General features: G+C 53.7%; 18 protein-coding genes. 13 read left to right on the forward strand and 5 right to left on the reverse strand.

The window, feature by feature from the left end; translation table 11 throughout:
- Nucleotides 1-103 precede the first annotated feature (103 nt).
- The 6 genes from mprF (at nt 104) to MIH19_RS10415 (ending at nt 7,749) form a co-directional block, all read left to right on the forward strand.
- A complete protein-coding gene (gene mprF, locus MIH19_RS10390) occupies nt 104-2,653 on the forward strand; it encodes a bifunctional lysylphosphatidylglycerol flippase/synthetase MprF (protein WP_249008787.1) in 2,550 nt (849 codons plus the stop codon).
- The gene (locus tag MIH19_RS10395) at nt 2,650-3,993 is read left to right on the forward strand and encodes an AcvB/VirJ family lysyl-phosphatidylglycerol hydrolase (protein WP_249008788.1); all 1,344 of its coding nucleotides are present in this window, start codon (nt 2,650-2,652) and stop codon (nt 3,991-3,993) included. Before mprF ends, MIH19_RS10395 begins: the two co-directional genes overlap by 4 nt.
- 45 nt (nt 3,994-4,038) lie before the next feature.
- A complete protein-coding gene (locus MIH19_RS10400) occupies nt 4,039-4,203 on the forward strand; it encodes a DUF3096 domain-containing protein (RefSeq protein WP_249008789.1) in 165 nt (54 codons plus the stop codon).
- A gap of 38 nt (nt 4,204-4,241) precedes the next feature.
- Nucleotides 4,242-4,619: a hypothetical protein gene (locus MIH19_RS10405; RefSeq protein ID WP_249008790.1), complete on the forward strand. Its 378-nt coding sequence runs from the start codon at nt 4,242-4,244 to the stop codon at nt 4,617-4,619.
- A 279-nt stretch (nt 4,620-4,898) separates the two neighbouring features.
- The gene (locus MIH19_RS10410) at nt 4,899-5,519 is read left to right on the forward strand and encodes a response regulator (protein ID WP_249008791.1); all 621 of its coding nucleotides are present in this window, start codon (nt 4,899-4,901) and stop codon (nt 5,517-5,519) included.
- Nucleotides 5,419-7,749 carry a phosphoketolase family protein gene (locus tag MIH19_RS10415; protein WP_249008983.1) on the forward strand — a complete coding sequence of 777 codons (2,331 nt, stop codon included), beginning with the start codon at nt 5,419-5,421 and terminating at the stop codon, nt 7,747-7,749. The genes MIH19_RS10410 and MIH19_RS10415 overlap by 101 nt, the downstream gene beginning before the upstream one ends.
- 291 nt (nt 7,750-8,040) lie before the next feature.
- On the opposite strand, the gene MIH19_RS10420 is transcribed toward MIH19_RS10415, so the two are convergent.
- Nucleotides 8,041-8,550, reverse strand: a complete 510-nt coding sequence (locus MIH19_RS10420) for a DUF1499 domain-containing protein (protein ID WP_349292899.1) — start codon at nt 8,548-8,550, stop codon at nt 8,041-8,043.
- Nucleotides 8,551-8,692: 142 nt separating this feature from the next.
- Nucleotides 8,693-9,628 carry a DMT family transporter gene (locus tag MIH19_RS10425; RefSeq protein WP_249008792.1) on the reverse strand — a complete coding sequence of 312 codons (936 nt, stop codon included), beginning with the start codon at nt 9,626-9,628 and terminating at the stop codon, nt 8,693-8,695.
- A gap of 104 nt (nt 9,629-9,732) precedes the next feature.
- Here MIH19_RS10425 and MIH19_RS10430 point away from each other — a divergent pair, with 104 nt between their 5' ends.
- The gene (locus tag MIH19_RS10430; RefSeq protein ID WP_249008793.1) at nt 9,733-10,521 is read left to right on the forward strand and encodes a helix-turn-helix transcriptional regulator; all 789 of its coding nucleotides are present in this window, start codon (nt 9,733-9,735) and stop codon (nt 10,519-10,521) included.
- A gap of 363 nt (nt 10,522-10,884) precedes the next feature.
- On the opposite strand, the gene MIH19_RS10435 is transcribed toward MIH19_RS10430, so the two are convergent.
- Nucleotides 10,885-11,460, reverse strand: a complete 576-nt coding sequence (locus MIH19_RS10435; protein ID WP_249008794.1) for an HD domain-containing protein — start codon at nt 11,458-11,460, stop codon at nt 10,885-10,887.
- A gap of 742 nt (nt 11,461-12,202) precedes the next feature.
- Here MIH19_RS10435 and MIH19_RS10440 point away from each other — a divergent pair.
- The 4 genes from MIH19_RS10440 (at nt 12,203) to MIH19_RS10455 (ending at nt 16,416) form a co-directional block, all read left to right on the forward strand.
- Nucleotides 12,203-13,225: an amino acid ABC transporter substrate-binding protein gene (locus MIH19_RS10440; protein WP_249008795.1), complete on the forward strand. Its 1,023-nt coding sequence runs from the start codon at nt 12,203-12,205 to the stop codon at nt 13,223-13,225.
- Between the two features lie 93 nt (nt 13,226-13,318).
- Nucleotides 13,319-14,509 (forward strand): amino acid ABC transporter permease, encoded by a 1,191-nt coding sequence (locus tag MIH19_RS10445; protein ID WP_249008796.1) that lies wholly within the window; start codon nt 13,319-13,321, stop codon nt 14,507-14,509.
- On the forward strand, nt 14,509-15,594 hold the full coding sequence (locus MIH19_RS10450; RefSeq protein ID WP_249008797.1) for an amino acid ABC transporter permease: 1,086 nt from the start codon (nt 14,509-14,511) through the stop codon (nt 15,592-15,594). Before MIH19_RS10445 ends, MIH19_RS10450 begins: the two co-directional genes overlap by 1 nt.
- 111 nt (nt 15,595-15,705) lie before the next feature.
- Nucleotides 15,706-16,416, forward strand: coding sequence for an amino acid ABC transporter ATP-binding protein (locus tag MIH19_RS10455; RefSeq protein WP_283164117.1), 711 nt, complete (start codon nt 15,706-15,708; stop codon nt 16,414-16,416).
- Nucleotides 16,417-16,481: 65 nt separating this feature from the next.
- On the opposite strand, the gene MIH19_RS10460 is transcribed toward MIH19_RS10455, so the two are convergent.
- Complete coding sequence (locus MIH19_RS10460) at nt 16,482-18,455, reverse strand: hypothetical protein (protein ID WP_249008798.1); 1,974 nt, start codon at nt 18,453-18,455, stop codon at nt 16,482-16,484.
- 302 nt (nt 18,456-18,757) lie between these two features.
- On the opposite strand from MIH19_RS10460, the gene MIH19_RS10465 reads away from it, so the two are divergent.
- Nucleotides 18,758-20,065 (forward strand): carboxylate--amine ligase, encoded by a 1,308-nt coding sequence (locus MIH19_RS10465; protein ID WP_249008799.1) that lies wholly within the window; start codon nt 18,758-18,760, stop codon nt 20,063-20,065.
- A gap of 289 nt (nt 20,066-20,354) precedes the next feature.
- On the forward strand, nt 20,355-20,930 hold the full coding sequence (gene idi, locus MIH19_RS10470; RefSeq protein ID WP_249008800.1) for an isopentenyl-diphosphate Delta-isomerase: 576 nt from the start codon (nt 20,355-20,357) through the stop codon (nt 20,928-20,930).
- 108 nt (nt 20,931-21,038) lie between these two features.
- Here idi and MIH19_RS10475 read toward each other — a convergent pair whose 3' ends face one another.
- The gene (locus tag MIH19_RS10475) at nt 21,039-21,389 is read right to left on the reverse strand and encodes a tetratricopeptide repeat protein (RefSeq protein ID WP_249008801.1); all 351 of its coding nucleotides are present in this window, start codon (nt 21,387-21,389) and stop codon (nt 21,039-21,041) included.
- Nucleotides 21,390-21,409: the final 20 nt, after the last annotated feature.

The raw sequence follows: 21,409 nt of genomic DNA on the forward strand, positions 1-21,409 counted from the left end.
AATAACAGTGTGGTGCACGGTGGGTATGTGTCGTCTTTTCTTTAAATTGAATACGCAGCAGTTTTTTATTCGCATCCTACTCGAAAAAAAAGGCCAATAGGGCATGTCAAATAATGGGTTGAGCAAGTCGGCCATAGCCTGGCCGGTGCTGATCGGGCTGGTGTTGTTCGGATTGGCAATCTGGTTCATTCATCGGGAACTGGCGCACCTTGATTTGCGCATCATCTTGGCGCAGATCGCTGCCACGCCGCCGGGCCTTATTCTGCTTGCCGTTGCTGCCACGGCGGGCAGTTATTTTACCCTTATCGCCTACGACCGGTTGGCGCTGCGCTGGATCGAGCGCCCCTTCACTCATCGCCGTATCGTTCTGGCCTCTTTTACGGCTTACGCGCTGGCGAACAACGTTGGCTTCGGCGTGCTCAGCGGGGGTGCTGTGCGTTACAAACTCTATGGAGGCTGGGGGTTGAGTGCTGCGGAGATTGCAAAGATCATAGGCTTCGTTGCTCTGACCACAGTTTTGGGGATATCGACCATTCTGGGGATTGCCGCCATCGGCGAAGGCCAGCGTCTGGCGGGGCTGGTGGGTTTGCCAGGTTGGTTCGGACCGCTTTTCGGCGTGGTTGTGCTGCTGATACCTCTGGGGTGGTTGGTGCTGGCGGCGTTGAAGGTTGTGAAACTGACCTGGCGCGACCACACCTTGGCGGTGCCGAGCCTGCCAATTGCGACTGGTCAGATCGCCGTGTCGCTCATTGACCATGCCTTCGCGGCGCTCGCACTCTACGTGTTGTTACCGGATTCGGTGGGATTTGGTCCTTTGGGCTTTTTGGGTCTTTATATCATCGCTAACACCGTTGGCCTGATCAGTAATGTACCCGGCGGGATAGGCGTTTTCGACGCGGTTATTCTGCTCGCCGTGCCTCACGAAGCCAATGCCAGCACGGTGGCGGCCTTGGTGACTTATCGCGTTATCTATTATCTTTTGCCGCTTGGCCTGGCCGGTCTATTGTTTGCGGGACACGCGCTACGCCACTCCGGCCGGGGCTTGATGACCTGGAGCCTGCCCCTGGCGCCCTCGTTGTTCGCGGTTCTGGTGTTCGTCTCGGGCTTGCTGCTGCTTGTTTCGGGGGCGACGCCCAGCATTGAATCACGGGTTGGTTGGTTGAACGCTATTGTTCCTCTTGGCGTGATCGAGTTGTCGCATTTCTTTGGCAGCCTGGTGGGGGTGGCGTTGCTATTGGTCGCCGATGGGCTACGCCGCCGTATCGACGCCGCATGGCTTCTGGCGTGTGGCTTTCTGGCTGCTGGAATTCTCTTTTCGCTGCTGAAGGGAGCGGATTACGAAGAGGCGTTAGGGCTAACGGTCACCTTGGTAATCCTGCTGCCATGTCGTCGCGCCTTTGATCGTAAGACCCGGCTGCTCGCCTTGACTCCATCCCCCAGCTGGTTGGTAACCAGTGCGGCGGGCGTAGCCGCCTGTTTGTGGCTTGGCTTTTTCGCCTACCGTCACGTCGATTACGTCAACGATCTATGGTGGTCCTTCATGCTTGATGAGGACGCGCCGCGTTTTTTGCGGGCAAGTGTCGGTGTCGTTCTGGTGTTGGCAATCGTGGCGCTGCGGCTGGTTCTGCGTCCCGCACCCGCGCTGTTCACCTTGCCAGAGGCCGACGACCTGACCCGGGCTGAAGGCGTGATTCAACATGCCGACGGGTTAGGTAGCTCCGCCTCGCTGGCACTGCTCGGCGACAAGTACTTGCTGTACAGCCCCAGTGGCGAAAGCTTCATTATGTTCGGCATTCAGGGCGTCAGTTGGATCGCGATGGGGGAGCCGGTTGGCCGTCAGAATGAGCGACGGAACCTGGTGTGGTCTTTCGTGGAAGCCTGTCATCGACATGGTGGACGACCGGCGTTCTATCAGATTACGCCAGACGCTATGCCGATGCTGGCAGAGGTGGGCCTGGCCTTCCAGAAGCTTGGCGAGCAGGCCTATGTGCCGCTCGGACAGTTCGATCTGCAAGGTCCGGCCAAGGCCAAGTTGCGCCAGACCTGGAACCGTGGTCAACGCGATAAACTCGTTTTCACGGTCGTGGCTAAAGCGGAAGTACCTGCCATCATCAACGATTTGCGGACGATTTCAGATCAATGGTTGGGCAACAAAAACGCTAAAGAGAAGGGGTTCTCCCTCGGACGTTTTAATGCCGACTACATTCGCCGTTTCCCCGTCGCGCTACTGCGCCTTGAAGGGCGCATCGTGGCCTTCGCTAACCTCTGGACAACACCGGATTGCCGCGAGTTATCCATTGATCTAATGCGCTATGTTGAGGACGCGCCCCATGGGGTGATGGATCTCTTGTTCATTGAGCTGATGCTGTGGGGACGACAGCAAGGCTATGCGGAATTCGACTTGGGCATGGCGCCGATGTCGGGGCTGGAAGCGCGAGCGCTGGCACCCAGGTTGTCCCGAGCGGGGGCGCTGGTATTTCGTCATGCTGAACACTTCTACAATTTTCAGGGCTTGCACGCCTACAAAGAGAAGTTTGACCCGGTTTGGCGCCCCCGTTATCTGGCGGCGCGCCCCGGGATCGAGATGGCGCTAACGTTAGGTGACACGGCGTTGATCATTAGCGGCGGCATGAGAGGGTTGATAAGCCAATGAGCAAAAGAAAGTTTTTTGCTGGTGCACTGTCGATACTGACGCTCGTGGCGGCTTGCCAGCCTCAGGAGACGACGATTGAGGCAGGGCGGATGGGCGAGGTTGCCTATCTGGCACCTGAGGGCGAGCCGAATAACGTCATTTTTCTATTCTCCGATACAACCGGCTGGAACACCGACCTGGACGAGGTGGCCCAAACCTGGCAGAGCAAGGGTGCTGTCGTGCTTAAGGTGCCCCTGCCGAGCTATCTCGACGCGCTGCGAAAAAGCGATGACGGTTGCCACTATCTGATCAGCGAGATCGAGGATACGAGCTATCGACTCCAGACCGAACTGGGTACCGAGCGCTATCACGCGCCGATTCTGGCGGGTACCGGGATGGCGGCGACTTTGGTTTATGCCGCACTGGCCCAGTCACCGGCAGCGACGATTGCAGGTGCGGCAAGCGACGGCCTGTTGTCCCGTCTCGACACCAAGGTGCCGCTGTGCCCCGGTGCCGCATCAACACCGGCAGCCGGGGGCGGTTTCACCTACGCGCCCACGTTGGCTTTGAACGGGTGGTGGCGCTTGTTGTCGTCTGGGGATCAACGGGAGCCGGCGCAGAACTTTGTTCATGGCATGGCTGGCGCCGAGTGGGTCACTGCGCCGCGAAATTCAGGTCTGACCGAACGCTTCGATCGGCTGTTGCAGGCCGCCTTTGTCCCGTCAGTAGGTGGCGGTGACGCGGCGTTGGCGAAGTTGCCTCTCATTGAGTTGCCCGTCAAGAACGACGGAAATCTAATGGTGGTGATTTGGTCGGGTGACGGCGGTTGGCGGGATCTCGACAAGACCATCGGCGAACGCATGCAAAGCCTGGGCGTTCCGGTGGTCGGTGTCGACTCCCTGCGTTACTTCTGGCGCGAAAAGACGCCGGAACAGATCGCCACTGATCTTGCTGCCATCCTGCGTCATTACCAGACAGCGTGGGGGCGGCCGCGGGTGATACTGGTCGGTTATTCCTTCGGTGCCGACATTATGCCTTTTGCCGTCAATCGTTTGCCCGAGGATCTTCAGATGCAAATCGCGCGCATCTCTCTGCTCGGAATGGCGCAGAATGCAGTTTTCGGTATCCATGTTACTGATCAACTGCTGGGCCGCACGAGCGACGACGAGCTACCCGTATTACCGGAAGTGGAGAAGCTCGACCTTCGAAAAGTGCAGTGTTTTTACGGTATAGACGAAGAAGATACCGCTTGCACCGCGGGTGTTTTCGATCGCGCCGAGCGGATCGAGACCCAAGGCGGGCATCATTTTGACGGAAATTATGATGCTCTGGCGCAGCGCATTCTGCGTGGAGCCCAATAGCCGTCTATCAAAACGTGAAGAGACGGAAACTCAGGAGATGATGAAATGATTAATATGTTGATTATCCAGCCTGTTTTAGCACTTATCGCAGGAATTCTGATTCTGTTCATTCCGCGGTTACTGAATTACGTGGTGGCGATCTATCTTATCCTGATCGGATTGGCGGGCTTGGTGCCGCATTTCATGGGCACGGGGATGGGAGGCATATAGGGCCAACGCAATGAAGCATGTCAAGGTGCTGATCCTAGTTGGGATGGCGGCATTACCGCTCAGGCGCAGTTCGATCTGGCGACCCAGAGTGCAGGCGCGAGCGGGTCGAACGTGGCTGTGGCGCGAGGCTGGTGAGTGTCACGGCGGCTCTGACCGAGGCGATGGCACTGTTCGGGTTGGGGGTGGTCGTGGCGCCAATATTAGGCCCGGCGGTCGGCGCCTATCTGCTTCCTCTGGGCATTGATCCACAGTCAAGCGTAGGGGCGAGCGAACTGGCCGCACAGGTCACGCAGCAGGCCAGCATGCTAGCTTTTCAGGATGCTTTCTGGCTAACCGGGATCGCGGCCCTTGCCATGCTGCCGGTGGTACTGATTCTTCAGCGTCCAAAGACGATTGCGGCGCATGCGACCTCATAGCGCAGGTTCTGGCTGGCTGACCACAGCCATACTTGGCTCGACCGGGGCTGAGAACTCATCGCCGAAGTATTCAGCACGCGGGTTGCGTAGGGGGTAACGAGTTAGATACTCATATTATGTTCTCCGACGTTTGCCGGTCCGATGATCGGTGATAAAACCTTTGTAGCGCATCAACCGGACGGAAACTTCGCCCCAATCTTACGTTTGCGTAAGAATCGCGATCAGACTGGCCCACGCTGATGCCGTGACCTAGTGTTAGAAGGAAAAACAGAGGCGCCTATGAAAATCCTGTTGGCCGAAGATGACCTGAAACTGGCCGAATACCTCATTGCCGGTTTAGGCGAGCATGGCCACAGTGTCGATCATGTGACGGATGGGCGTGATGCGTTGAGCTATTGTCTTTATAACGATTGCGACATTGCCATTGTTGATCGGATTATGGCGGGAATGGACGATCTCTCTGTGGTCAAGGCACTTCGGGCTGCGCACAAGGAACTGCCCGTTCTGTTCCTGTCGGCCATGGGTCAGGTCGACGATAGGGTCGAGGGTCTACCGGCCGGGGGCATACGCCTGATGCGGCGACCAACGTCATGGCGAATGGCTGGTTGCTTTACCAGACTCTGGCCTGCCGGGTTTGGGCGCGCAGCGGCTATTATCAATCGGGTGGGGCCTTTGGTTTCAGAGACCCGCTACAGGATGGCATGGCACTGGTTCACGCTGCCCTGGCGGCGTCGGTACAGCGGAGCGTGCAATGATGAAAAAAAAACAGGACGTGCCGACAACAGAAATTCTCGAGCGCATGGACGCTTACTGGCGAGCGGCGAATTATCTGTCTGTGGGCCAGATGTATTTACGCGACAACCCGCTGCTGAAAGAGCCATTAGCGCTGGCGCACGTTAAGCCACTGGTCGTGGGCCACTGGGGCACCACGCCGGGCCAGAATTTCATCTACGTGCATTTGAACCGGATCATCAAACAATACGATCTGAACATGGTGTATATCGCAGGCCCTGGCCACGGCGGGCCGGCGTTAGTGGGCAACGTTTATCTTGAGGGTACCTGGAGCGAGGTGTATCCCAACGTCCCTCAAGACGAAGCAGGACTGAAGCGGTTGTTCACCGAATTTTCCTGGCCTGGCGGCATCTCCAGCCACGTGGCACCGACCACGCCAGGTTCGATCCACGAGGGCGGCGAACTGGGCTACTCGCTTAGCCATGCCTTCGGTGCGGTGTTTGATAACCCAGATCTGATCGTGGCCTGCGTGGTCGGCGACGGCGAGGCCGAAACCGGCCCGCTGGCAACCGCCTGGCATTCTAACAAGATGCTCAATCCGGTCTGCGATGGGGTGGTGCTACCGATCTTGCATCTCAATGGCTATAAGATCAGCAATCCGACCTTGCTGGCGCGCATCAATCATGACGAACTGGAACAGTATTTCCGCGGCTGTGGCTGGTTGCCGTATTTCGTCGAGGGCGACGACCCGGCAACCATGCACCAACAGATGGCGGCCACGCTGGATCAAGTGATGACCGACATACAAACCATCCGCCATGAGGCGAAGAAGTCCGGGCAGGGCATTCGGCCGCGCTGGCCGATGATTGTGCTGCGCTCGCCCAAGGGCTGGACCGGGCCAAAAGAGGTAGACGGGTTGCCAAACGAGGGGACCTTCCGATCCCATCAGGTACCGATTCTGGTGGACGCGGCCCATCCTGATCATATTGGGCAGCTCGAAAGCTGGCTGAAAAGCTATCGCCCAGACGAGCTGTTTGACGACAAAGGCCGCCTGCGGCCCGAACTGGCCGAGCTTGCGCCAGTAGGCGAGCGGCGCATGGGCGCTAACCCCCACGCCAATGGCGGGTTGCTGCTGCGCGACCTGCGCATGCCGGACTTTCGTGCCCATGCCGTAGCGGTGACGGCGCCGGGTTGCGTAGAGGCCAAAGACACGATGGTATTGGGCGAATTCCTACGTGATGTTGTGCAGCTGAACGACGATCACCGGCACTTCCGGATTTTCGGCCCGGACGAGGCTCTTTCTAACAGGCTGGGCGCTGTGTTCGAGGTTACCAATCGCCAGTGGAATGCCATTTACGAAGACACCGACGAATTCCTGGCGCCGAACGGCGCTGTACTTGATTCAATGCTCAGCGAGCACCAATGCCAAGGCTGGCTAGAAGGCTATCTATTGACCGGGCGGCACGGCCTGTTCCACAGCTACGAAGCGTTCATTCGCATCGTTGATTCCATGTTCAGCCAGCACGCCAAGTGGCTGAAAGTTACCCGCGAACTGCCGTGGCGCCGGCCGATTGCCTCGCTTAACTACCTGTTGACATCGCACGTCTGGCAACAGGACCACAACGGCTTCACTCACCAGGATCCGGGTTTTATTGATCATGTGATCAGCAAAAAATCCGACATCGTGCGCGTGTACTTGCCACCCGATGCCAACTGCTTGCTGTCGGTATTCGATCACTGCCTGCGCAGTCGTCAGTATGTCAACGTTGTGATCGCCGGCAAGCACCCGATGCCACAGTGGTTGACGATGGAACAGGCCGTGGTGCATTGCACCCAGGGCATCGGCATCTGGCCATGGGCCGGCAACGACCAAGACAGCGAACCCGACATAGTGATGGCCTGCTGCGGCGATACTCCAACTATGGAAACATTGGCGGCGGTGTCTATTCTGCGGGCTCATTTGCCGGAGCTGAAAATTCGCGTAATCAACGTGGTCGATCTGATGAAACTGCAGTCGGCATCCGAGCATCCGCACGGTCTGAATGACCGCGACTATAATTCGCTGTTTACGACTGACAAGCACATCATTTTCGCTTTTCACGGTTATCCGTGGGTGATCCACAGGCTGACCTACCGTCGTGCCAATCGCAATTTGCACGTTCGTGGTTATATCGAGGAGGGCACCATCACCACTGCGTTCGATGTTCGTGTGCAGAACTCGCTGGATCGTTTTCACCTGGTGCAAGACGTGATCGATCGCCTGCCAAACCTAGGCTCAAAGGGCGCCTATCTGAAACAACAGATGCGCGACACGCTCATCGAGCACAAGCACTTCATTTGTACCCATGGTCAGGATATGCCGCAGGTCCGCGATTGGCGGTGGGAGGAGGAGCAATAAGCTTTTTGATCTAGACAATAGGCGAATGGTAACGCTGCTTCGCTACTGACGCGCTGTCTCCAAGTGGCCGAGGGCGTCGCTAAGGAAGACGCAGACCCGAATAAATGGTCGGAATTCCAAAAGCGCTTGCGTCGTCTGATCCTAGATCTGATGTGGTCGACTGGTGAGCGGGTTTCCATTTTGTCCAATACTCCTAAATATTGGACATTATAGAGTAGGCTCTTCGGAGAGGTTTGGCTCGAAACCTTCGACGCCGTTCCTCGAATGTGGCTGGGCTTCACGTTACCGTCATCAGTTGATGGCAAGGCCACGCTCTATAAGACGACTCCTCAGTAACTCGACTCTGCGCCGATTCACTCCCAGATCGTAAAACCCGATAAGCGATTGAGACCTGACGTCCAGTTGTTGTTTGTCTGAATCGACCAGAAGCTCGAGGTAATCCGGGAAACCCAGCAAATCGCTGCGACAGGTGATATCCGCATACCCAAATCGAGCACTGTTGAGCGAAGCGCCAGGCAGTTCGATCGCCACGGCTCTGATCAACTCCCAGGACGACTGACTCAGTGGTTCGGCCAAACGGATAGGCTCCACAGAATAAAGCCCATTTGTGGACGTGCTTGATACGCAGTTTAAAAACGGCGCACAACCATCGAGGCTGAACTGGACTCCTGAAGGCGGCACTTTACCCGTGGAGGCGCAGCCTGCGAGCAAGAGTATTGAGACGGCCAAGAAATGACGCATAGCTATGAAATACTCCTGAAACGTGTCCCAGTGGGAAAAAGAGGCTTTGGTAATGTGCATCTTGCACTGCTGGCCTGTGAATAGACAAATCCTTACTTCTAGTCTGTACTGCGCATAATGTATATTATGTTAAATGTGATACTGAACAGTGCTCAGACTTACAATTTATTGGTGATTAAACTTTGGAGTGAAATGATTCAATTTAGAGGAGTCGTTTCAGAGATTTCCTGATGAGGTTCTCACCACTGACGAGAATCACGCCCGCAATAACCAGAGCACTCCCCGCCAAAAAGCTCGGTTCTAACGGCTCGGATAACAGCCAGGCACCAAGTAAAACCCCAAAGATGGGAGTCATAAACGACATAATGCCGATTGGCGAAGCGTGATAATTCCGGAGCAACCAGAACCAGATCAGAAAAGCCAAAAAGGCGATAAAGACACCCTGAAAAGCAATGCTGCTAATAGCAACCGTACTCGGAATGAAACCAAGCTGGTCTGTTGCGTAGGCGGCGACTGAAAGCAGGACAAACGCCATCAACAGTTGATATAGCAGAGTTTCTCGGGGCGATGCTTCGGACAATCGGGAGGTTCGAATCACCACAGTGGTTGCGCCCCAGGCAGCGCCCGCGAGTATGGCTAGTACGTCACCGATAAGAATATCTGAAAGGCCGTCTGGCGACGAACCGGATTTGTTGCCGAGAAAGGCTAGAGCCGTCCCTGAAAATCCCAATGCTATACCACTCCATTGCATACGATTCATGCGCTCTGTTGCAATCAGGAAATGAAGGATTAAAGCCGCAAATACGGGTGCGGTGTATAGAAATACCACGGCATGGGAAGCAGACGTGAAGCGTAGTGCCTCGCCCAGGAACAAGTACTCAAGAGCAAACAGTAATCCCACCCATAGGCCCGGCTTCCAGTTTCCACTATTAAGCGATACATGTTCCCGTTGCACCCGCATGTAGAGCCACACCAGGATAGCTCCAATGCCTGAACGGATCGCAATCTGGAGGATTGGGGCCACGTCCGCGGACGCCGCTTTAAGGGCGACTTGTTGCATGCCAAGCATCACGCAAAACAAGGCCATCAGCCAGAATGCGCGAGTATCTGGTGCTTCCCTTTGTTCCACCTGTTCCATCAATTACCCCCAGTTAACTAAAAAACTGGGGGCATTATCCTCCTGTCGCAACTTAAATATATAGCTTAAAATGGACAACATCTTCGGAGAAATTGACAGCCCCCATGGTTTCATCGAAAAAGTACCATCAAACCCCGCCCTTCAAGGACGCGTTACCAGAAAAAGTATTTTTCAGAGCCGCCGACATGCCTGCAGATTCAGAGTATCCGATACACACCCACGACTGGGGCGAATTTGTATACGCGTACATAGGTGTAATGGAGGTAAAAATTGGTAAAAACAGTTACTTGGCTCCGTCACAATACGGGCTCTGGCTCCCACCCAAAATTGAGCATCAGGGATTGAATCGTTACGAGGCCAGCCACTGCTCACTGTACGTCTCTGCGCCTATCACAGAAGATCTACCAAAGGTGCCCTGTGCCCTCGAAATCACACCGCTGACTCGCAGCATCTTGGTGCACCTCAGGAGCCATTCGATATCGTCCCCATATTCCCAGACCGACAAGCGTTTGCTTCAGGTGCTTGTTGACCAGCTCATCTCCGCAAAATGTGCAGGGAGTTACCTGCCCGGCTCAGCTGACCCGATACTGGGTCCAATTCTTGATTTCATTGAGCGAAATCCGGGCGATGCTCAATCTCTCGCTCAGTTGGCGAGGCTATCCCATACTACCGAAAGAACCGTCATGCGAAGGGCAAAAAGGGATTTAGGGATGCCGCTCTCTGAGTGGCGTCAGAGGCTGAGAACAGTCGAAGCTATGAAGCGTCTTGACTCAGGTATTAAGGTAGAGAGTATTGCTCTAGATTTAGGCTATGCCAGCGCATCTTCGTTCATTGCAATGTTCAAGAAGTTAATGGGAGTTACGCCTGACGAATACAGGCGGGGCACAAGATAGGAGTTTTACAGCTTCCATGCCTAGCGTCACTGACAGCCTGAGTTCAGACGCTTACGCTGAAACAGCACATCACCGGTTATGTGCAGCTTAATTCATAACCGGAGAACGATCGCTTAGAACGACGATGGGGACAGCCTGAAAAGCTCCTGAAAATCCCTCGTCATATGGGCCTGGTCAAAGTAACCGTGATTAACCGCCACTTCGAACAGGAAGCGGCACCGAATTCTTGAAAATCAACCCAATGACGTGCTGCATTACCATGTCTTAGCGCACAGCTTTCTATTGGGGTGATAACCGCGAGTTCAGCGTGAAAAGCGATAATCCCTAGCGTTGTTGTACATTCGACAAAACCACCCAATATTATTAGTTTTTGAAGTGGTCGCTCACCAAATTACCCGCATGCTCCCACAACGCAGTAGAGCCTTTCTGGATGGTGATGCCGTACCTCTTTTGGACTTGCTGGTGCGTTACAGCCGCTTCGTTCCAGGTGCCACCGCCAGTAGCAACGTTTTGTATCAACGGCTGCAATCTATCAAGAGCCTTCGCAAAAATTGCGTCATCTGACTCTCCCGCTTCAAACTCAATCCATAGATTTCGCAGACTCTCCACTTGAAACTCCGGTAATAACCCGAATATTCGATCAGCAGCGTCTCGTTCTAACTTATCTTGCTTATCTGTATCAACGGTTTCATGAAGCGGATGGTCGCCTGCATCGATTTCAACAATGTCATGAATCAACAGCATTCGTATTACACGATCCATGTTGATCGCTCTATCGGAGTGGTCGGAAAGTATCAGAGCGTACATCGCCAGATGCCAGGAATGTTCAGCAGAATTTTCCCTCCTTGACCGATCTGTCAAAGGAGACTTGCGAATAATATTCTTAAGTTTGTCTATCTCGTTCAGAAAAGAGATTTGATTATCGATCGTGGCCGGCATAAAACCTACTCGTTTAGTGTCTAAGTGGCGGGACATGCATCATGCAGATTTCAGTGGCACGCTTCAGCACGTCCGCTGACATAGCAAAAAGCGTATCTACAATCCTCTGCCCTGTCACTAATGATAATTGGTTGGTTATCACACCTTGCTAATGGTCGCCGGCGTCCAGCGGTGCGATAGCAACTCAGCAATGGCGTTGTTTTTCTGCGTCGGCAGTCTCGTCATTTTCCTTTATGACGAGCGCTTAGCGATTACTGGCCGTGAGCTTTTATTCGATCAGCTTAATCGGCGTGCCTCTCACTTTGGACACACTTTGATCATTACAGACGTTGGATTCGGTCGTTCTTGATTTTATGTCAACTTTGATGAAATCGGTTTTTCTGAAGACGATCCGGACTACGAAGCCCTCATCGAAAATTGGAATGAGCTGCTCGAATCGTAATAAAATACCTACAGACGTAATGCAGGCGTCGCAATCAAAAATAAATATCCCCGAATAACATGAAATTCTTGTTAAATGCACACTCTACTTCTAAGGTTGAAATACGCAGCCAATGCACCAGAGCCCATCTTGAGCGCACCAACAAGCTGCGTTTTTTGTGCCTGACATACGCAAAGATGAGCGGCCATTTTTAGGAATAAAAGACTATTCCTATAATAATCATAATGTTAAAAAATTTGGCTTATTCTTTGCTGTGACGCATTTGCTGTGTACCTAACGAAACCTTGGAGACTTGCAATAATGAAAAAACAACTTTTACTGGTCGCCATTGCAACTACCCTCGCCGGCACTATGATGGCGGGCAGTTTGCAGGCAGCAACCCTGGATGACGTGAAATCAAGGGGGCATGTGCAGTGTGGCGTAACTTCCGGCTTGCCGGGTTTCTCCCAGCCAGATGAAAACGGCAACTGGACTGGCCTCGACGTAGACACCTGCCGCGCCGTAGCAGCCGCAGTCTTTGGCAGTGCCGACAAAACTCAATTCACACCACTAACGGCGAAAGAGCGCTTTACCGCATTGCAGTCTGGTGAGATCGATATTCTTTCACGTAACACCACCTGGACACTTACCCGCGATGCATCCCTGGGTCTTAATTTTGCTGGCACCAACTACTACGATGGTCAAGGTTTTCTGGTCAGTAAAGCCTTAGGCGTAGACAATGCCGAGCAACTGGACGGTGCCACCGTCTGTATCCAAGCCGGCACCACCACTGAGCTTAACCTGGCCGACTATTTTCGCACCAAGGGCATGAAGTTCAACCCTCTGGTATTTGATACCTCCGAACAGACGGTCAGTGGTTTCGCTGCTGGCCGTTGTGATGTTCTAACCTCTGACCGTTCACAACTGGCCGCCTTGCGCAGTAAGCTGGAAGACCCCAGCAGCGCTATTATCCTGCCGAACATTATCTCCAAGGAACCTCTTGGCCCCGTTGTTCGCCAAGGCGATGACCAATGGTTCAATATTGTAAAATGGACGCTGTTTGTCCAGATCAACGCTGAAGAACTGGGCATCACTCAAGCCAACGTTTCAGAGATGAAGTCATCCACGAACCCTGAAATCCAGCGTCTGCTCGGCACCACCGGCGACATGGGCGAGAAGCTTGGCGTACCAGCTGACTTTGGTTTCCGGATCGTCCAGACCGTCGGTAACTACGGCGAAATGTACAATCGTAACGTTGGACCAGACACCCCGCTTGGGCTCGACCGTGGTCTGAACGCGTTGTGGAGTAACGGCGGTATTATGTACGCGCCACCGGTTCGTTAATACCCGATAGCCATGACATTCCGGTTGCTGCGTGACCGGAATGTTTGACGTTCAGTGGCCCTTGAAAACCAGGGGCGTTTTTCGGGTTAATCTATGAACGAATCCAATATGACTCCTTCAAACGCCGCGCGGCCAAAGCCTTGGAACAACCCTAAGGTACGGACGTTTGTATTTCAGACCCTCGCGCTGGCGACTGTTTTCTGGTTTGGCTGGACACTGTTCCATAACACCCTGAGCAATATGGAAAGCCGTGGTATCAGCACAGGTTTCGGCTTCCTGGACCAGACTTCCGGCTTTGGCATCATCATGAGCCTGATTCCCTACGACTCCACCATGACCTATGGTCGTACATTCTTTGTGGGTCTGCTTAACACCTTGCTTGTGTCGGCCATGGGTGTCGTGGCGGCTACGATCATTGGTTTTGTTGTTGGTGTAGCACGACTTTCCAGCAACTGGCTAATTGCCAAGTTGGCGCTGGTTTATATTGAAACCATTCGGAATATTCCGCTCTTACTGCAAATTTTCTTCTGGTACTTTGCGGTGCTGCAAACGCTTCCCAGCCCGCGTCAAAGCATTGATGTGGCTGACATGTTTTTTCTTAGTAATCGTGGCTTTTACTTCCCGACTGCGAGTGCGGAACCCGGATTCGGCTGGGTAATGGCAGCGTTGATTATGGGCGTCGCCGCGGCGGTTTTCGTACACCGCTGGGCTAAGAAACGCCAACTCCGCACTGGCCAGTTGTTTCCCGCCCTACGGATCGGGGCGGGGCTAATTCTGGCTCTGCCGCTTCTGGTGTTTGTGCTGGTCGGTAGGCCGCTGATTTGGGAAATGCCAGCACTGACCGGTTTTAACTTTACCGGTGGGGCCTCAATCCTGCCGGAGCTTGCAGCACTCTGGATTGCCCTGTCGCTCTACACTGCAAGCTTCATCGCGGAAATCGTTCGGTCCGGCATTCTGGCGGTAGACCGTGGCCAGACCGAAGCTGCCAGTGCGCTTGGTCTGAAGTCCAGTTTCACCTTGCGGCTGGTCGTTATTCCACAGGCCATGCGGGTCATCATTCCGCCTTTGACCAGCCAATACCTGAACCTTGTAAAAAACTCTTCGCTGGCAACGGCGATCGCGTATCCCGACCTGGTTGCGGTATTTATGGGCACTACCCTTAACCAGACCGGACAAGCGGTTGAAGTAGTAGCCATCACCATGGCTGTATATCTCACGATCAGCCTGATCATTTCCGGTCTCATGAACATCTATAACCGCGCCGTAGCGCTGCAGGAGCGATGATGAGTCTTCCATCGGAATTACCGCTCCGGCAGGACATCGGTGTTATCGGCTGGGTGCGTAAAAACCTGTTCTCAACCTGGTACAACATCGTGCTGACACTGGTAGCCGCCTATTTGGTGATTACGAGTGTGGGGCCGCTGCTGAACTGGGTGATTCTTGAAGCGACATTTACCGGTGAAAGTGCCGCTGACTGCAGTGGTGAAGGCGCTTGCTGGCTGTTTATCGGTCAGCGGTTGAACTTCTTTATCTACGGATTTTATCCCGATGCCCTGCAATGGCGCGTTGACATCATGTTCGGGCTGCTCGCGGTAGCCTTCGTCCCTCAGTTCATCGAGCGCTTCCCTTGCCGTAAGTGGTTTGGCATTTTCGGGCTGACTGGCCTGCCGCTGATCGGGTACATCCTGATCCCCGGCGGTTGGTTTGGACTGGAAGAAGTTCAGAGCAGCCGATGGGGCGGCCTGATGCTGACGTTAATCCTTGCCTATGTAGGCATTCTGGCCGCTTTGCCAATAGGTATCGTACTGGCACTTGGGCGTCGCTCAGACATGCCGATCATTCGTGGTATGTGCGTCGTTTTCATTGAAGTCTGGCGCGCCGTGCCTTTGATTACCGTGTTGTTCATGGCTTCTGTGATGCTGCCTTTATTCCTGCCGGACGGGGTCAACTTCGAAAAGCTGATGCGGGCACTGATTGGTATTACACTCTGGCAATCGGCCTATATGGCAGAGGTGGTAAGAGGCGGCCTGCAGGCGATCCCAAAAGGCCAGTATGAAGCTGCAAGCGCCCTTGGACTAGGCTACTGGCGCAAGACTGGGCTAGTAGTCTTGCCGCAGGCACTGACACTGGTCATTCCCGGTATCGTCAACACTTTCATTTCTCTGTTCAAAGACACTACGCTGGTCCTCATCATTGGTCTGTTCGATATTCTGGGGGCGGTACAGTCGACCATCACTGACCCGGCCTGGCGTAACGTCACCACGGAAGGCTATGTTTTTGTGGCCTTCTGTTTCTGGATTTTCTGTTTCGGCATGTCCCGGTACAGCCAGAACCTTGAACGAAAACTCGACACTGGTCATAAATCTTGACGGGACACCAACATGGCTGAGCACAACACTACACAAGATCCGGAGGATGGGCGCAGCTCTCCGGTTGAATTCACCAAACGCACTGACAAGACCATTATCAAAGTCGCAGATATGCATAAATGGTACGGCACCTTTCACGTACTCAAGGGCCTGAACCTTGACGTAAAGGAAGGTGAACGGATCGTTATTTGCGGACCTTCCGGTTCGGGCAAATCGACATTTATTCGGTGCATCAACCGGCTGGAAGAACACCAGCGTGGCCAGATTATTGTAGACGATGTTGAGCTCACCGACGACGTGAAGCAGATCGACACCGTGCGCAAGGAAGTCGGTATGGTATTCCAGCACTTCAACCTATTTCCGCATCTGACCGTCTTGGAGAACTGTTGTTTGGCGCCACTGTGGGTGCGTAAGGTACCCAAGCGAGAAGCCGTCGCCACCGCCATGGAATATCTGGATCGAGTGAAGATTCCAGAGCAGGCGAACAAATACCCGGGTCAGCTTTCCGGCGGCCAACAACAGCGGGTTGCCATCGCCCGCGCACTGTGCATGAAACCAAAAATCATGCTGTTTGACGAGCCCACCTCAGCGCTGGACCCGGAGATGATTAAAGAGGTGCTGGATGTAATGGTTGAACTTGCTGGCAGTGGCATGACCATGATCTGCGTCACCCACGAAATGGGTTTTGCTAAAACTGTAGCAGACCGCGTGATCTTCATGGACCAGGGCGAGATTGTGGAGTTGGCGCCGCCGGAGGAGTTCTTCTCGAACCCCAAGGAAGTACGCACCCAGCAGTTCCTCGAGCAGATTTTACATCACTGATACGGAGGCGGCGGATGGCAACTGACGTCGTTTCTGCAGCTTCCTCCTTACGGGAGTGCCACATCTTACTCATAACCGGCAGCCCAACTGCTGCGGCCGAGTTCTATTGCGCGTTCAACGTCTGTGTCCGGAACGACTGATATGTCTCCCAATTCTCTCGAGTCGTAATGAAATACGCACAAACGTGACGCAAATTCGGCGAACAGCAGCGATGCTTCGCCATGCCATTCTCCATTGCTTTGAGTTGAGCAGTTAATCCCCTGCCCCCAATCCTGGCCGCTGTCATTATTGGGGTTATAAAAGTAGATGCGCATCTCGCCATTGCGATCAAGGCTGACGCGGATGATGGTTATGGCATGGCGTCCAACGAGGCGCCCTCCACTGTCGGTGACGGCGATACCAGCCGGTTGCGGATGAATGACGGGTATATTGCCGTTGTAGTAAGGGTGATAGCAGGCATAAAAGTGGCGTATAAAGTGCTGGTAGTCATGAATCTTTCCTGTTTCGCGATCAAAAATACTAAGAAATCCATGACCTACCCACCAACCGTACATTTCAGGGTTGATCCAACGGTGCAAATCGTCGTCGCGTTCGCCGCATAAGCGCCCCATCTCGGCATAGATTCGATCAAGATGAGGCACCAGAATCAATGAAACCGGGTCTACATCGGTTGGAGGCTCTTTCGCAAGGCCTGCTTTCAAATGCTGTGAGGTGATTTGCTCTCCCTCGAAACGCATGATGATGTCGTCGTCACGGGCCGCCCAGGCCACCAATTGTAATAGAAAATCGGCGTCGTTAAAGGCCCACATCGAAAGACCGATGACCGACTGACACGTCGGGTTATTCCCTTGGCCAACACCCAGCGGTTGCCCAAGAAGACTCAATACACCGGCGAGTAAATACACCCTTGGGGGGTGAGCATCGCCAAAAACCTCGGTCAGCGCACTGGCTGCTGCCGGGCAAAGTTTCAGTTCGAGTTGTCGCCACAGGCCCGCCGCTACCGGAGGTGTAAACAGACCACCACGTTCCAGAAACATAGCCAGACCGTACACCGCCTGGCAAGTTTCAGGGTGTATAACCTGATCAATCAGTTCGAAGACAATTTCTTGGTAGCACTGAAGAACATCGATACCGGTGCTGCTTAGGCCCAATGCCAAAGGTATAAGGTCATCTTGAAGCCCGCGCAGATGTCGTAAAAGGAGGGGGTGATACGGCGAGACCATGCCCGTTTCATGCATCGCTCTGGCAAAACCCAGCGCTTCGGCAGACAGTGCCGGTTCGTCCATGACAGCCAGGCGCTCGCCGTAAACCGCAAAGCCGGGGTCATCACGACAACCTATAGCAGGACCGAACAAAGCACGGACGAGGCGCGCGGCCTTATCCATTCCTTCCGTTTCTATGTTTGGATCAAACAGGCATTTGGCGATCTGGCCGACCATCTGCTTGATACTGGCGGTTTGGATCGGACGTTGGGCCAACAAACGGCGCACCTCGTCCACCAGGCTGTCGAGAATACTTTCGTAGCCCAACCTGCTGAGTAGATACTGATAAAGCGAATTGACGATTTGCCCTAGCCCCTGCGGCCGTTCCCGATCGGCCTCGTTCATCTGTCCTGATAGCAAGTCCAGATTCAATGCCGTCACTTGGGTCAGAAAGTTCTTGGCCTGCTCCGCAGAAATGCCTGGGTGGCGGTAGTCACCCATAGCCACTGCCAGCAGACGAAGCTCACTCAGGGCCTCTATAGCAGTGTAATCCGGCGCTCCCTGGCGCAGGGTGCGCACGGCGAGCGCGGGTCTCAGAATGGCTGGTTGGCCCCAATCACTGTTGGTAAATACGCCATTGGCTTCCATTGCAGGCACTCGGGCGTACAACGCATCCAGCCCTTCGGGAGCTTCCATAACGTAAAGCGCTGCTGCCAGCACTTCCCTGTTTGACGCCATTCGGTCAGTCTGGCGTGAGAGCCCCAGCTGTTCCAGCATTTTGTCAAAACTTGCCACTAAGGCGTTGGTATCTGGATCAAAACAGGTAATAGTCACCATATTTTCCTTACGTGCTAAATAGGCTATTTCGACCGCGTAAAGATGCGCTTAAGGCCTTTCGGAAGCAAACTATTCTGGTAGCTTTTGTATCAATTTGTAACCAAATCGTCTATATTTACCTCGAGTGTTGCGATTAATGACATTGCTTTAACTGCGCCGCAAGAACGTCCCCAATTTAAGTGTCTTGCTTGGTTTCAGGTCATTCAACCCACTCCATTAATGAAAATGTCTGATAATTCAGCTTGCATTTTGAGCTTAAAATTCAGCACATTTTTTAGACACATCATCAAGGAGTACATCGAATGTCAATGACATCTGAGAAAGAGCTATCCCAAGCGGTATCAGCCTGGCTCGACCCGGATATGGACTCGGTTAAAGGTACTGAAACCCCGAAAGACCCGAATAAAGGCTATATCGCCCTGCTTGGCTGGAGCGTTAATGCGATTAAAGCCGCGCAAAAGTTCGATCGCCGCTACATCGTAATTGCACCAGATTGGGCTGCTGATTTTTGTACAGCAAACAAGATCCCTTTCATTGCATGGGATTTTCTCCGTTTGAATGATCGGTCCCTGGAGATTGCAAAAAGACTGCAGGCTGAAGGTGTTGACGTTGCAATACCGCTGTTCGAAGAGACCGTCGAATGGTCTGGTGCAATTAACTCTGTCTTGCTTAACAGCCCGCGCATGTTCGGACAGTCCATTTTGTTCCGCGACAAATCTCTGATGAAGCGCCGCGCTCAACTTGGTGGCATTCGCGTCGGGATTTTTGAAGAAGCACACGATAAAGAAGATATCGTTCGCTTCATGAAGCGCGTCAACCAGACGCTGCTTAAGCTTGACGGTGACCCGGATGACCCCATTCACGTCAAGGCGTTCGACAAAGCCGGTTGCCTTGGTCACAGGATGATCCGCAAGGTTGAAGAGATCGATAACATTCCGGCGGAAGAATATCCCCTGCTGATGGAAAGTCACCTTGATGGCTGGGAGTTTGCCGTCGAAGCCTGGATCCATGACGGGAAGATCAAGTTCCTTAATATTTCCGAATACGTAACCCTGGGTTACTCGGTGTTTGTTCCCGCTACCGAGCAACTGGAAAGCTGGCGCAACGCGATCACCAAGCAGATCGAGTTGCTGGTGAAAACCTTCGACATCCAATTCGGTTTGATTCATCCCGAGTACTTCGTAACGGCTGACGGTGAGATGTACTTTGGCGAAGTTGCTTACCGGCCGCCCGGCTTTAAGGCGTTCGAACTGATAGAGCGAGCTTACGGATTCAGCGCTTATCAAGCCTCAATGCTGGTATTTGATCCCAAGAGCACGAAAGAGGAAGTGGATGCCTTTTTCCCGCGGGAAGTGGTAGATGCGAAATGCTATGCAGGCTGCTTTGGTGTTTACCCAAGGCGTCGTGTGGTCAGCAAACTGGAAATGCCCAAGGAGACGATTGAACATCCCTACTTCGAGTCTCACGAATTGGTTGCACCTAAAGAAGAGACCGTTCCTGATCGGTCAGCCTTCGGAACTCATTGGGGCCTGATCTTTTTCGCAGGTGATGACCCTATCAAGATGCGGGATCTGCTGAAAGCCCAGGAAGATTTGGACTTCTACGTTTAAAGGTTTGGCTTAATATGCCTGGTTTCTCCATGGGAAACCAGGCATATTGTCAGTCTTCAAGAATTTACTCCGCTAGCCTGGCTCAACACCGGGGATTTCATTGTCACCAGGCGCCAACACACCGGCGACCAAACCAACATACGACGACTCGCCAATTTTAAGGTCTGACTGATTTCCTGCATGTGGCTTCAGACGGGGTGAATGCCCTGAGAGCTAGATGCCATTGACTTGGGTGTTCGTGAAACCGATCATCAGGCGATGCAAGTTACAGTAGGTGGTAAGGCAAAAAATGAGTGAAGATGTGTGCGAAAAAGTATCGTTCGACGACGAGCCGCTGATACTCGTTGACGAGAGCGACAACGAAGTTGGCTATCGCTCGAAGGGCGACTGCCACGAGGGCCATGGGATATTGCACCGGGCGTTTTCGATTTTCCTGTTCGACAAACAGGGCCGGGTTCTGTTGCAGCAACGTGCCATAGGCAAGCGGCTCTGGCCACTTTACTGGTCCAACAGCTGCTGTTCGCATCCGCGACGCGGCGAAGCGATGGACCAGGCGCTTCACCGTCGTTTGCGCGAGGAACTAGGGCTGGAAGCGTCACTGGAATTCGTTTACAAGTTCACCTACCAGGCCGACTTCGGCGATCGTGGTGCTGAACACGAACTGTGCCATGTATATATCGGCGCATCGGGCGGAGAGGTCCGGGTGCACCCGGACGAAATTGCCGACTGTCGCTGGGTCCCCTTGGAAGAAGTGACCCGCGAGCTCGAAGACGCGCCATTCCGGTACACCCCCTGGTTCAAGATGGAATGGAAGGCGCTAATGGACCAGTGGCGCGACCATGTCAGCGCGCTGAGCGAACCTTAAGGCCCACGTTGCCTTCTTCTTTGACTCTGGGCACCAAGCTGTCACTGAGAAACAGCGCGGTGCCCAGTGGTTATGGGGCCTTGTCTGATGGACTGACTGCTTTTTACATCACGTGGTTGGCTGTTCTAATCGGTGCAAGTGTTTTGTAGCGATAGGATCGCCTTGCAGTGCTGCGAGGGAATAACAATGAAACGCCAGATTAACGTTCGACTCAGTACCCAACCCATTTTCGTAGAATTCCCCCAGACTTCGCTGCGCCAGCGCAAAATTTTGTTGCGCGGCGAGCTGCATCCAATGAAAAGCGATGGCTTCGTCTTTAATTACGCCACGGCCGCGCTGGTAGCGCATGGCCAGTAAACGTTGCGCGCGAGCGTCGCCCTGCTGAGCATCCGTTTGCAATCCCCCAAACGATTCTTCCCACGTCACAAACGCCTTCTTCTTGTTGAGTTCATCCGTCATGCCCGCGGCTCCTGAATCGG

The organism is Marinobacter sp. M1C, assembly GCF_023314135.1.
Classification (GTDB): Bacteria; Pseudomonadota; Gammaproteobacteria; order Pseudomonadales; family Oleiphilaceae; genus Marinobacter.